This is a genomic window from Streptomyces griseus (genome assembly GCF_001715295.1).
GTDB lineage: Bacteria > Actinomycetota > Actinomycetes > Streptomycetales > Streptomycetaceae > Streptomyces > Streptomyces griseus_G.
Window position 1 is genome coordinate 2462 of record NZ_MDKB01000008.1, and the last position, 393, is coordinate 2854.

Here is a 393-nt window from a genome sequence, read left to right on the forward strand (position 1 = left end):
CACACCACGACCAACTCTCCGCCCACCTCGTCACCGACACCGACGCCGTTGCCATGGAGGACGTCCGCCGCCACCTCGTCGCGCGGCTTCCCGAGCACCTCGTCCCCGCCTACCTCACCCCGCTCGACCGACTCCCCCTCACCCCCAACGGGAAGATCGACAAACGCGCCCTCCCCCAACCGGCCCCAACCGCCCCNCACACCACGACCAACTCTCCGCCCACCTCGTCACCGACACCGACGCCGTTGCCATGGAGGACGTCCGCCGCCACCTCGTCGCGCGGCTCCCCGAGCACCTCGTCCCCACCTACCTCACCCCGCTCGACCGACTCCCCCTCACCCCCAACGGGAAGATCGACAAACGCGCCCTCCCCCAACCGGCCCCAACCGCCCC